9 protein-coding genes are annotated in these 12,969 nt (G+C 63.5%); all 9 read left to right on the top strand.

Translation table 11 applies throughout. The annotated features are described in order from the left end of the window. Nucleotides 1–285: 285 nt before the first annotated feature. The 9 genes from C2L65_RS09420 (at nucleotide 286) to truB (ending at nucleotide 12,670) form a co-directional block, all read left to right on the top strand. Nucleotides 286–1,188, top strand: a complete 903-nt coding sequence (locus tag C2L65_RS09420) for a LysR family transcriptional regulator (protein WP_103254527.1) — start codon at nucleotides 286–288, stop codon at nucleotides 1,186–1,188. A gap of 147 nt (nucleotides 1,189–1,335) precedes the next feature. After that, on the top strand, nucleotides 1,336–2,523 hold the full coding sequence (locus C2L65_RS09415; protein WP_427910141.1) for a pyridoxal phosphate-dependent aminotransferase: 1,188 nt from the start codon (nucleotides 1,336–1,338) through the stop codon (nucleotides 2,521–2,523). 337 nt (nucleotides 2,524–2,860) lie between these two features. Then, nucleotides 2,861–3,928 carry an SMC-Scp complex subunit ScpB gene (scpB, locus tag C2L65_RS09410; protein ID WP_042308500.1) on the top strand — a complete coding sequence of 356 codons (1,068 nt, stop codon included), beginning with the start codon at nucleotides 2,861–2,863 and terminating at the stop codon, nucleotides 3,926–3,928. A 60-nt stretch (nucleotides 3,929–3,988) separates the two neighbouring features. Continuing rightward, nucleotides 3,989–5,800 carry a 23S rRNA pseudouridine(2605) synthase RluB gene (gene rluB, locus C2L65_RS09405; protein WP_042308502.1) on the top strand — a complete coding sequence of 604 codons (1,812 nt, stop codon included), beginning with the start codon at nucleotides 3,989–3,991 and terminating at the stop codon, nucleotides 5,798–5,800. Between the two features lie 457 nt (nucleotides 5,801–6,257). Then, complete coding sequence (gene rimP, locus C2L65_RS09400; RefSeq protein ID WP_007588523.1) at nucleotides 6,258–6,716, top strand: ribosome maturation factor RimP; 459 nt, start codon at nucleotides 6,258–6,260, stop codon at nucleotides 6,714–6,716. Further along, a complete protein-coding gene (gene nusA / locus C2L65_RS09395; protein ID WP_007588524.1) occupies nucleotides 6,713–8,188 on the top strand; it encodes a transcription termination factor NusA in 1,476 nt (491 codons plus the stop codon). The genes rimP and nusA overlap by 4 nt, the downstream gene beginning before the upstream one ends. A gap of 96 nt (nucleotides 8,189–8,284) precedes the next feature. Continuing rightward, nucleotides 8,285–11,173: a translation initiation factor IF-2 gene (gene infB, locus C2L65_RS09390; protein WP_042308504.1), complete on the top strand. Its 2,889-nt coding sequence runs from the start codon at nucleotides 8,285–8,287 to the stop codon at nucleotides 11,171–11,173. A gap of 180 nt (nucleotides 11,174–11,353) precedes the next feature. Next, entirely contained in the window at nucleotides 11,354–11,719 is a 366-nt protein-coding gene (gene rbfA / locus C2L65_RS09385) for a 30S ribosome-binding factor RbfA (RefSeq protein WP_007588526.1), read from the top strand. 24 nt (nucleotides 11,720–11,743) lie between these two features. Then, nucleotides 11,744–12,670, top strand: coding sequence for a tRNA pseudouridine(55) synthase TruB (gene truB, locus C2L65_RS09380; protein WP_042308506.1), 927 nt, complete (start codon nucleotides 11,744–11,746; stop codon nucleotides 12,668–12,670). Nucleotides 12,671–12,969: the final 299 nt, after the last annotated feature.

Genomic DNA, 12,969 nt, shown 5'->3' with positions numbered 1-12,969 from the left:
GGCGCCGACTCTTGTGCAAGGGGAAATGCATGAAGCGTGCCACCTTACACTTAACCGCCCCGAAGCCCCGCCACATCAAGCCGTTCCGGGCGTTAGCCTGGCCCGTATGAGAATCCAAAAAACTCATCACGCAAATCGGGACAATCACCAATCTTGTGCAATCAGGCCCGTCCCGCGTGCGTTTGCGCCTTATTGCTGCATTGCAGCGAACTTCACGAAACTGTGCGCGAAGGTGTTTCAGGGCATAAAATTCGCATCAAACGACGTCATTCATGAGGAGAGGGGATGAATGTGACGCTGCGCCAACTGCGCGTGTTCATCGAAGTGGCGCGACTTCAGAGCTTCAGCCGCGCGGGGAGCGAAATCGGGCTGACGCAGTCTGCCGTTAGCCGCTGCGTGCGGGAACTGGAGGCCGAGATCGGCCTGAAGCTGATCGACCGGACGACGCGCGAAGTCCAGCTGACGGACGTCGGCGGCAATCTGGTCGCGAGCGTGTCGCGTCTCTTGACCGATCTCGACGACGCGCTGCGCGAGATTCGCGAAATCGGCGAACAGCGGCGCGGCCGGGTGATGGTGGCGGCCAGCCCGACCATTGCGTGCCGGCTGATGCCGAATATCGTCGCGGCGTGCGGGGCGCAGTTTCCGTACATCACGCTCGGGCTGCGCGACGACGTGCAAAGCGATGTCGTGCGCAAGGTCAAGTCGGGCGAGGTGGACTTCGGCGTGGTGATCGGCCCGCTGTCCGCCGACGACCTGTTCACCGAGCCGCTGATGACCGACTCGTTCTGCCTCGTGTCGCGCGAAGACCATCCGCTCGCGTCGCGCGCCCAGGTCGCGTGGCGCGAACTGGACGGCGAGCGCCTCGTGATGCTCGATCACGCGTCGGGCAGCCGGCCGATCATCGACGCCGCACTGGAAGCGCACAGTGTGAGCGCCAATATCGTGCAGGAACTCGGCCATCCGTCGACGGTGTTCGGACTGGTGCAGGCGGGTATCGGCGTGAGCGTGCTGCCGTGGCTCGCGATGCCGCTGCCGGCGGGATCGTCGCTGGTCGCCCGGCCGCTCGTGCCGCGCGCCGAACGGACTGTCGAACTGGTGCGGCGGCGCGGCCGCTCGCTGTCGCCTGCCGCCGACGCCGTGTGGAACCTGATTCATCAGGTGCCCGGCCGGACCGAGGATTTGCGCTGAGGCCTTGATCGCGCGCTTGCCGGATTCGCGCCGTCCACATTTTGCGACACGTTACACTCGCATCTTTCGACAGACCCGCCGGGACCCTCGATGCGCCAAACGGACTTGCCCCCGTCTCAGATGCCTGAATCGATGCCAACTGCGTCGATGCCAACCGCGCGACCGGACGCCCGCGACGCGGTTCGTGCGCTGCGTCCGTCGCAGATCCGCGAAGTGGCCAACGCCGGCTTTGGTTTGCCGGACGTGTTGCCGTTCTGGTTCGGCGAGTCCGACCGCGTAACGCCGCCGTTCATTCGTGATGCCGCGAGCGCGGCGCTCGCATCGGGCGCGACCTTCTACACGCATAACCTCGGCATCGCGCCGTTGCGCGAGACGCTATCGCGTTATGTGAGCGCGCTGCACGGGCCGACGTCGGTCGAACATGTGGCCGTGACGAGCGCGGGCGTCAATGCGCTGACGCTGGCGGCGCAACTGGTCGTGGGCGCGGGCGACCGCGTGGTGGCCGTGACGCCGCTGTGGCCGAACCTCGTCGAGATTCCGAAGATTCTCGGCGCACAGGTCGACACCGTGTCGCTCGATTATGGTGCGCAGGGCTGGCAGCTCGATCTGGAGCGGCTGCTCGCCGCGCTGACGCCGGACACGAAGCTACTGATGCTGAACTCGCCGAACAATCCGACCGGCTGGGTGATGAGCCGCGACGAGCAGCGCGTCGTACTCGAGCATTGCAGGCGCCACGGCATCTGGATCGTCGCCGATGAGGTTTACGAGCGTCTCTACTACGCAGGCGAGCCGGGCGAAAGCGCGCCGTCGTTCCTCGACCTCGCCGCGCGCGACGAGCGCGTGATCTGCGTCAACTCGTTCTCGAAAGCGTGGCTGATGACGGGCTGGCGGCTCGGCTGGATCGTCGCGCCGGCCTCGCTGATGGACGATCTCGGCAAGCTCGTCGAATACAACACGTCCTGTTCGCCGGCGTTCGTGCAGCAGGCGGGCATCGCGGCGATCGAGCAGGGCGCGGCGTGTACGCGCGAGCTGGTCGCCGATTTGCGGGCCTCGCGGGATCACCTGGTGCGGGCGCTGTCGACCGTGCCGGGCGTCGACGCAAAGGCGCCGCCGGGTGCCATGTACGTGTTCTTCTCTTTGCCGGGCGCGTCGCGCAGTCTCGATCTGTGCAAGGCGCTGGTCCGCGATGCGAGGCTCGGGCTCGCCCCCGGCAGCGCGTTCGGAGCAGAAGGCGAGGGCTTTGTGCGTTGGTGCTACGCGTGCGACACGGCGCGGCTCGACGCGGGCGTCGAACGGCTCAAAGACTATCTCGAACGACACGGCGCCGTGCGCTGAATGCGCTGAACGTGTTGAACCTGCGAAAGCGGCGTCGCGTGCCCAAGTCACGCGGCGCGCCGACGCGTTATGCATGGCCGTGTATGTCGATTACGGTGCAGTTTGGATTTCGTCTTTACGCACCGATTGTTTTTGCGTAATATGGCAGCCAGTCACGCGGTTCCCTCGCGGAATTTCGCTGCTCCGTCGTCCGGCTGGGTTTGGCTCGATGCCTTTTTCGCCTCCCCCCGGTGCGTGCTCCCATCAATATGACCGATCAGAATCGGGCGAGCGCGTCTTCAGTTCCACATCGTCTGTTTGATCCGGTTTCTTTGACCACAGGGTCTGACCTAGCTGCATGAATACCCAAGAGGCGAAGATCGTCCTCGAGACTGCCTTGATCTGCGCGCAGGAGCCGTTAAAGCTCGGTGATTTGCGTAAGCTGTTTGCCGACGGCGTGTCGGCGGATACGGTCCGCACGTTGCTTGAAGACCTGAAGCACGACTGGTCCGGACGCGGTGTCGAACTCGTCGGACTGGCGTCCGGCTGGCGTTTCCAGAGCAAGCCCGCGATGCGCACGTATCTCGACCGCCTGCATCCCGAGAAGCCGCCGAAGTATTCGCGCGCGGTGCTCGAGACGCTTGCGATCATCGCGTACCGGCAGCCCGTCACGCGCGGCGATATCGAGGAAATTCGCGGCGTGACCGTGAATACGCAGGTCGTGAAGCAGCTCGAAGACCGCAGCTGGATCGAAGTGATCGGCCATCGCGATGTGCCGGGCCGCCCGGCGCTTTACGCGACGACGCGCTCGTTTCTCGACGACCTCGGCCTGAAGTCGCTCGAAGAGCTGCCGCCGCTCGACGATCCGTCGGCCCAGTCGAACATCGATCTGCTCGCGCAGCACGCAATCGAGTTCACGGACGGCGAAGTGGTTGATGTCGAGAGCGTCGCGGTGGAAGTGGGCGACGACGCTGTTGATGGCATGGCTCATGCTGTACTGGAGGGCGTCGAAGCGCCGGATGCCGCCGCCGAAGCCGAGCGCGCCAGCGAAGAAACGCAGTCACAGCCAGACGCGGACGAAGCGGCAGCGTTTGAAGAAGACATGCACGCGGCGTCGCAAGCATCCGTTGACCATGCCGAACCCGACGTCGAACGCATGGATGCGTTGGCGCACACCGAACACCGCATCGCCGATGAGGCGACGCACGAAACAGAACTGGCTCATGAAGCCGGTTCCGACGCGCAGTCGGAAGAGCAACACGAAGATACGCGCGAATTGCATAACGAGACTGGGGACGCGGCTCGCGCCAACCCGGCCGGATCAGACCAGAGTCAAGCGGTGCATGACGATCATCATGATCGCCGCGACACCGCACCCGACGCGGGCGAACTCGCCGACGACGAAACCGAGTCGCGCAGCGCCTGACGTAACCGTACTTTTTGCCGCGCCCGCAACGGGCGCGCGACCTGACATTTTGAGGTTGTTTTGACAGACATCCACGACACCGATTCGTCCGAATCCGAGCGCGCCTTCGCTGCTGCGCGCCCCGACGAAACGCGCACAGCGCAAACGTCGGCGGGCGACAGCGAGCGGAATGCGCACGCGCCGGACGCCGAAGGCGACGAGCGTCCGCGCCGCGGCTTGCGCCGCGGTCCGCGCAGCCTGATCGCGCGCCGTCGCGCGGGGACGAAGGCGAAGGCGGCCGACGCTACCGCGCAACCGGCGCCCGTCGTGACGGAAGCCCCGCCTGACGGCGAAGTGGTCGCGCAAGTGCGGATGCCACGCAAGGACGCGGCCGCCAAGGGACAAGGCCAGGGCGGCCGTCGCGCGGGCGGCAAGGGACAAGGCCAGGGCGGCCAGCAAGGCCCGCGGCAAGGTAATCAAGGCAATCAACGCAAGAGCCGTGGCGGCGATGCGGGTGACGTGGCGCCCGTGGCAGCTGCCGAAGGCGACAAGCAGGACGATCTGTTCGCCTGGGTGACGTCGCCGGCCTTCGATGCCGACAGCTCCGGAACAGGCGGCGTGCGCGCACCGATGCTGCGCCGTGGCCGGCCTGCCGCGCCCAAGCGCGTGCTGTCGCCGGACGACGACGCGCCGAAGCTGCACAAGGTGCTCGCCGAGGCGGGCATGGGCTCGCGCCGCGAGATGGAAGAGCTGATCGTCGCGGGCCGCGTGTCGGTCAACGGCGAGCCGGCGCACATCGGCCAGCGCATCATGCCGACCGATCTGGTGCGCATCAACGGCAAGCCCGTCAAGCGCAAGCTGCAAAACAAGCCGCCGCGCGTGCTGCTGTATCACAAGCCGACGGGCGAAATCGTCAGCCACGCTGACCCGGAAGGCCGTCCGTCGGTATTCGACAAGCTGCCGCCGATGAAGACCGCGAAGTGGCTGGCAGTCGGCCGCCTCGACTTCAACACGGAAGGCCTGCTGATGCTGACCACGTCGGGCGATCTGGCGAACCGCTTCATGCATCCGCGTTACAGCGTCGAGCGTGAATACGCGGTGCGCGTGGTCGGCGAACTGGCGGAAGGCAACCGGCAAAAGCTGTTGCACGGCGTCGAACTGGAAGACGGTCCGGCGAACTTCCTGCGTATTCGCGACGGCGGCGGCGAGGGTACGAATCACTGGTATCACGTCGCGCTCGCTGAAGGGCGCAACCGCGAAGTGCGACGGATGTTCGAAGCCGTCGGCCTGATGGTGAGCCGGCTGATCCGCACGCGTCACGGTCCGATCACGCTGCCGCGCGGTTTGAAGCGCGGGCGTTGGGAAGAACTCGAGGACAATCAGGTGCGCAGCCTGCTGGCGTCGGTGGGTCTGAAGGCGCCGGCTGAAGAGAAGGGCGGACGCCGCGGCGAGCCGGAGCGTCGTCAGCCTGATCCGATGCAGACGTCGATGGGTTTCATCAACCGCGAGCCGGTGCTGATGTCGCATGGACGTTTCGACCAGCAGCAGCCACGCGGCGGCGGCCAGAACCGGCGCGGCGCGAAGGGCCCGGGCGCATTCGGCGCGTTGAATTCGGGTGCGGGCGGCGGCTTCGGCAATGCGAACCCCAATCGCGGCGAAGGACGGGGCCGTCCTGGTCGCGGCGAAGTCGACGGCAATCGCGCGCCTTCGGGCAACCGCGCGGCCGCGGGCGCCAATCCGAAGCGCGGTGGCAGCGGCGGTGGCCGCACGCCGAACGGCGCGCCGGGTGGCAACCGTTCGAGCAACGGCGGCAATCGCACAGGCGGCAGTCCGAACTCCGGCGGCGGAAATCGCACCGGCGGCGCGCCGCGCAACCGTTCGCGCGGACGCTGATCGGCGTCATCGTTGCGGGTAGTCTTGATCTGCCCGTCGCGCTGCATGATTGAATTACCGGGGCGTTCGCGCCCCGGTTTGCGTTAGGCCAACCGTGCTCGTGCCGCTTCGATGGTTTGCGGCGCGCGAGGCCATCCGCACGAAATGCCGTAAAACACCCCGTTTCGCGCCTTGATTACGGCGGAATCAGCCGCAAATGGGCGTCAGTGGCCGGTCGGCGGTTTGCGTTCATCGTGAAAAATGGCTACAATCACGAAGTCACTGGGCGTGCGGTTTCATTTTCATGTGCGGCTCAGGTGCGACCACCGGCAATAAGATGATGGGCGTTTCGCCCATTTTTTTTTGCCGCTTAGTTTATGTGGATCGGCATCTCGGGTAGCACGAACGTGCGCCGGCTTGGCGCGCAGCTCGCGGGTGTATCGCGAAGGCTTGCAGCGCGAACATCTTAGAGGGCACTGTGCAACTGACGGAACTGATTGAAACCACGGTCGTGGGCCTCGGCTACGAGCTCGTCGATCTCGAGCGCACCGGGCGCGGCATGCTGTGCGTTTATATCGACCAGCCCGCCGGCATCGGGATCGAAGACTGCGAAAAAGTTACCCGTCAGCTCCAGCACGTACTGACGGTCGAAAACATCGATTACGAGCGTCTTGAAGTATCGTCGCCGGGTCTCGACCGTCCGCTGAAAAAACTGGCGGACTTCGAACGCTTCGCGGGCAGCGAAGTGGTCATCACATTGAAAAAGCCATTGGACGGACGGAAATCGTACCGGGGCATCCTGCATGCGCCCGAAGGCGAAACGATCGGTCTGGAATTTGAAGGGAAGGAAGGCGCCGCGATGCTGGATTTCACGCTCGCGGATATCGACAAGGCACGCCTCGTTCCGAAAGTTGACTTTAGGAGCCGCAAACAATGAGTCGCGAAGTGTTGATGCTGGTGGATGCGCTGGCACGCGAAAAAAATGTCGACAAGGACGTGGTGTTTGCCGCGCTCGAGGCAGCGCTCGCGTCTGCATCCAAGAAACTCTTCGACGAAGACGCGGACATCCGCGTTCATATCGACCGTGAAAGCGGCGAGCACGAGACGTTCCGTCGCTGGAAAGTCGTGCCCGACGAAGCAGGGCTGCAGGAACCGGATCAGGAAATCCTGCTGTTCGAAGCGCGCGAGCAGAAGGCCGACGCGGAGATCGACGACTTCCTGGAAGAACCCGTTCCGTCCATCGAGTTCGGCCGTATCGGTGCGCAGGCTGCCAAGCAGGTGATCCTGCAAAAGGTGCGCGACGCGGAACGCGAGCAGATCCTGAACGACTTCCTCGAGCGCGGCGAAAGCATCATGACGGGCACCGTCAAGCGTCTCGACAAGGGCAACTTCATCGTTGAATCGGGCCGTGTCGAAGCGCTGCTGCGCCGCGACCAGCTGATTCCGAAGGAAAACCTGCGCGTCGGCGACCGCGTCCGTGCGTACATCGGCAAGGTCGATCGCACCGCGCGCGGTCCGCAGATCGAACTGTCGCGTACGGCGCCCGAATTCCTGATGAAGCTCTTCGAAATGGAAGTGCCGGAAATCGAGCAGGGCCTGCTGGAAATCAAGGCGGCCGCACGTGATCCGGGCGTTCGCGCCAAGATCGGCGTGGTCGCGTACGACAAGCGCATCGATCCCATCGGCACCTGCGTCGGCATTCGCGGCTCGCGCGTGCAGGCTGTGCGCAACGAGCTCGGTGGCGAAAACGTCGACATCGTGCTATGGTCGGAAGATCCCGCCCAGTTTGTGATCGGCGCGCTCGCGCCGGCAGCCGTCCAGTCGATCGTCGTCGATGAAGAAAAGCATTCGATGGACGTCGTCGTCGACGAAAACGAACTGGCCGTCGCTATCGGCCGCAGCGGCCAGAACGTGCGTCTTGCCAGCGAACTGACCGGCTGGCAGATCAATATCATGACGCCGGACGAGTCTGCGCAAAAGCAGAACCAAGAACGCAGCGTACTGCGCGACCTGTTCATGGCGCGTCTCGATGTCGACGAAGAAGTTGCCGACATCCTGATCGACGAAGGTTTCACGAGTCTCGAAGAGATCGCTTACGTGCCGCTCAACGAGATGCTCGAAATCGAAGCGTTCGACGAAGACACGGTTCACGAGCTGCGTAACCGCGCGCGTGACGCACTGTTGACGATGGCGATTGCGAACGAGGAGAAGGTCGAAGGCGTTGCGCTCGACCTGAAGAGCCTCGACGGAATGGATGCCGAGCTGCTTGCGAAGCTGGCTGAACACCAGATCCAGACGCGCGACGAGCTGGCGGAACTGGCTGTCGACGAGCTGGTCGAGATGACCGGCATGAATGAAGACGCCGCCAAGGCGTTGATTATGAAGGCCCGTGAACACTGGTTTCAATGAGATCCAAGACCATGAACCACTGACCTGATCGCGGCCGTAAGGCTGCATGACCCGATGCTAACCGCAAGGAACTGATCCTTGCATTAAGAGGAATGAATGGCGAGTAACAACGTAGCCCAATTTGCCGCGGAACTGAAAATGCCTGCAGGCGTGCTGCTCGAGCAGCTGCACGCAGCGGGTGTTCAGAAAGCGAGTGAGGACGATGCCTTGTCCGAAACGGACAAGGCGCGTCTGCTTGACCACTTGCGCAAGTCACACGGCTCGAACGATGCCGACAAGCGCAAGATCACGCTGACCAAGCGGCATACGTCGGAGATCAAGCAGTCCGACGCGACGGGTAAAGCTCGTACCATTCAGGTCGAGGTGCGCAAGAAGCGCACTTTCGTCCGCCGTGACGAAGCCGTCGAGCAAGGCGCGGAAGCATCGAACAATGTGGTCGAAGCGGAAGATCTGGAACTGCAGCGTCGCGAGGAAGAAGCGCGTCACGAGGCCGAACTGCTCGAGAAGCAGGCTCAAGAGCTGAAGGAGCGCCAGGACCGTCTCGCGGCTGAAGAATCCGAGCGTCAGGCACGCGAACAGGCGGCCGAGGCGGAGCGTCGCCGCGCCGAAGAGGAAGCGGCGAAGAAGCGCGCAGCGGCGGTGGCCGAAGCGGCGGCTCGCGAGCAGGCCGAGCAGGAACGTGCGTCTTCGCAGGATGAAGAGCGCGCGGCGGCCGAGCGCGCAGCGCAGCGTGAAGCGGCGAAGAAGGCTGAAGACGCGGCACGCGAACAGGCCGAGAAGACGCGCCTCGAACAGGAAGAAATCGCGAAGCGCCGCGCCAAGGCGGAAGCCGAAGCGCGCGCGATCCGCGAAATGATGAACACGCCGCGCAAGGCGCAGGTGAAGGCGCCGGAACCGGCACCGAAGCCCGTCGAGCCAGCCAAGCCGGCCGAAGCGAAGGGCACGCTGCACAAGCCGGCGCGTCCGGCTGGCGAAACGTCGGCGCGTCCGGCTGCGAAGAAGCCCACGACTACTACGGCACAACCGGCAGCGACTACGCAGCCGGCAGGTCCCGGCGGCGACAAGAAGAAGGCGGGCGGCAAGGGCGGCTGGCAGGACGACGCAGCGAAGCGCCGTGGCATCAAGACGCGCGGCGACTCGAGCGGCGGCGTCGATCGCGGCTGGCGTGGTGGTCCGAAGGGCCGTGGCAAGCATCAGGAAGCCACGACCTTCCAGGCGCCGACCGAGCCGATCGTGCGTGAAGTGCATGTCCCGGAAACCGTTACGGTGGCCGACCTTGCGCACAAGATGTCGGTGAAGGCTTCGGAAGTCATCAAGGTGATGATGAAGCTTGGCCAGATGGTCACGATCAACCAGATGCTGGACCAGGAAACGGCGATGATCGTCGTCGAAGAACTGGGCCACCATGCCGTCGCGGCAAAGCTGGACGATCCGGAAGCGATGCTGGTCGAAGGCGAGATCTCCGATGCGCCGCTGCTGCCGCGTCCTCCCGTTGTCACGGTGATGGGTCACGTCGACCACGGCAAGACCTCGCTGCTCGACTACATCCGTCGCGCGAAGGTTGCGGCGGGCGAAGCGGGCGGCATTACGCAGCACATCGGCGCGTATCACGTCGAAACGCCGCGCGGCGTCATCACGTTCCTCGATACGCCGGGTCACGAAGCGTTCACGGCAATGCGTGCGCGCGGTGCGAAGGCAACCGACATCGTGATTCTGGTCGTCGCAGCGGATGACGGCGTGATGCCGCAGACGAAGGAAGCGATCTCGCACGCGAAGGCAGGCGGCGTACCGCTCGTCGTCGCGATCAACAAGATCGACAAGCCGGACGCGAATCCGGACCGCGTGAAGCAGGAACTTGTCGCGGAAGGCGTGGTGCCGGAAGAATACGGCGGCGATTCGCCGTTCGTGTCGGTATCGGCCAAGACGGGTGCGGGCATTGACGATCTGCTCGAAAACGTGCTGCTGCAGGCGGAAGTGCTGGAACTGAAGGCACCTGTCGAAGCACCGGCCAAGGGCCTCGTGATCGAAGCGAAGCTCGACAAGGGTAAGGGTCCGGTTGCAACGATCCTCGTCCAGTCGGGTACGCTGAACCGCGGTGACGTCGTGCTGGCAGGCAGCGCCTACGGCCGCGTGCGTGCCATGCTCGACGAAACCGGCAAGCCGACCAAGGCGGCAGGTCCGTCGATCCCGGTCGAAATCCAGGGTCTGTCGGAAGTACCGGCTGCGGGCGAAGAAGTCATCGTCATGCCGGACGACCGCAAGGCGCGCGAAGTTGCACTGTTCCGTCAGGGCAAGTTCCGCGACGTGAAGCTGGCGAAGCAGCAGGCCGCGAAGCTCGAAAACATGCTCGAGCAGATGGGCGAAGGCGAAGTGCAATACCTGCCGCTTATCGTCAAGGCCGACGTGCAAGGCTCGCAGGAAGCACTGGTGCAGTCGCTGCTCAAGCTGTCGAACGACGAAGTGCGCGTGCAGATCGTGCATAGCGCGGTTGGCGGCATCAGCGAGTCGGACGTCAACCTGGCGACGGCGTCGAAGGCGGTCATCATCGGCTTCAACACGCGTGCGGATGCGCAGGCGCGCAAGCTGGCGGAAACCAACGGTATCGACATCCGTTACTACAACATCATCTATGACGCAGTGGATGAGGTGAAAGCGGCGATGTCGGGCATGCTGGCGCCGGAGAAGCGCGAAGTCGTCACCGGCATGGTCGAAGTCCGTCAGGTCTTCAAGGTGCCGAAGGTCGGCACGGTGGCAGGCTGTATGGTCACGGACGGTGTGGTCAAGCGATCGTCGTCGGTGCGCGTGTTGCGCAACAACGTTGTGATCCACACGGGCGAGCTCGATTCGCTCAAGCGCTTCAAGGACGATGTCAAGGAAGTGCGCCAGGGCTTCGAATGCGGTATGTCGGTGAAGAACTTCAACGACGTCCAGGAAGGCGATCAGTTCGAAGTCTTCGAAGTCACGGAAGTCGCGCGTACGCTGTAATTCAGGCGTCAAGCGCATGAGGGGCGGGGCGGGGCGCTGAAGCCCGGTCCCGCCCCTTTGTTTTTGTATCGACTTTTTTTGTCGTGTTTGCCGCGTTTGCGTTCGACTTGTCTGTGGCTCGCTGCCGCCGAATGCGCGACGAACATCTTGCCATCCGGCAGCACGGATCACGGATTCACCATGCCTAAGAAACGTACTTCTCCCAATCGCAATGTGCAGATCGCTGATCAGATTCAACGCGACCTGTCCGATCTGATCCGCGAGGTCAAAGACCCGCGCATCGGAATGGTCACATTTCAGAGCGTCGAATTGACGCCTGACTACGCCCACGCGAAGGTCTATTTCACGACGCTGACGGGCGATCCGCATCAGACGCAGGACGCGCTCAATCACGCCGCGGGCCATTTGCACAATCTGCTGTTCAAGCGCCTGCATATTCACACGGTGCCGACGCTGCATTTCCACTACGACAAGACGATCGAGCGCGCGGTTGAGATGTCACGCCTGATCGACGAGGCGAATGCTTCGCGCGCGAAAGACGACTGATCGCAGGTCGAGGCAAGCGCACATATGACTCAGAATCAACGTCCCAAGGTGCCGCGCCGAGCGCTGGATGGCGTGCTGCTGCTCGACAAGCCGGTGGGTCTGTCGAGCAACGACGCGCTGATTCGCGCAAAGCGTCTGTATCTCGCGAAGAAGGCGGGCCACACGGGCACGCTCGATCCGCTCGCGTCAGGTCTTCTGCCGCTCTGTTTTGGTGAAGCGACGAAGTTTTCGCAGGATTTGCTGGAAGCGGACAAAACGTACGAAGCCACGATGCGGCTCGGCATCCGCACGGCGACGGGCGATGCCGAAGGCGAAGCTATCGAAACGCGCGACGTTACGTGCGATCAGGGCGCTGTTGAAAGGGCCCTCGCGCAATTTCGCGGCGAGATCGTTCAGGTGCCACCGATGTATTCGGCGCTCAAGCGCGACGGTAAGCCGTTGTACGAGTATGCGCGTGCTGGGCAGACTGTCGAGCGCGAAGGGCGCCAGGTGACGATTCATGCGCTCGAACTTCTCGCGTGTGCGTTGCCGGATGTGACGTTTCGCGTGACGTGTAGTAAGGGGACGTATGTCCGTACGCTGGCCGAGGATATCGGCGAGGCGCTCGGCTGTGGTGCGCATCTTGTGATGCTGCGGCGCACGGGTGTCGGCGCGTTGACGCTTGCTAATTCGGTGACGCTGGATGCGTTGTCGGATGCGCTGCCGGACGAGCGCGATGCGTGGCTTCAGCCTGTTGATGCGTTGCTGTCGACGTTTCCTTCGGTTCAGCTCGATGCTGAAGCGACTCGTCGTTTTCTGCATGGTCAGCGGTTACGGCTTGCTGATCTTGCTGTTGATGAGAGTGTTCTTCTCGCTACTCGTACGCGGGTTTATGCAAGTGAGGGGAAGTTGCTCGGGGTCGCGAGAGTGGGTGAGGGGGTGTTGGCGCCTGAGCGGTTAATCGTGAGTTAGGTTTTTGCTTTCGCGGTTTGGTTTTGGTTTTGCCTTTCGCTGGTATCCGCGGTTTGGCTTTGTGGTACGGCTGGTTTGGTTGTTCTAGCCCTTGCGCTGGCATCCGCGTTTTGTCTCTGGTTCGCATGCGTTGCCCCTGTGCGGGGCGGCACCTACTTTTCTTTGCCGCCGCAAAGAAAAGTAGGCAAAAGAAAGCGGCTCACACCGCCAGTTCTAGTTCTTGCCTGAGGGCCCCCACAGGGTCTTACGCTTCACACGGCAATCACGTGACCCATGTTCGTTGCCAACGCTCTTGCGGT

It is taken from the genome of Paraburkholderia terrae, assembly GCF_002902925.1.
In the GTDB taxonomy this organism is placed as follows: domain Bacteria; phylum Pseudomonadota; class Gammaproteobacteria; order Burkholderiales; family Burkholderiaceae; genus Paraburkholderia; species Paraburkholderia terrae.
This window is presented reverse-complemented; position numbering and strand designations above follow the sequence as displayed.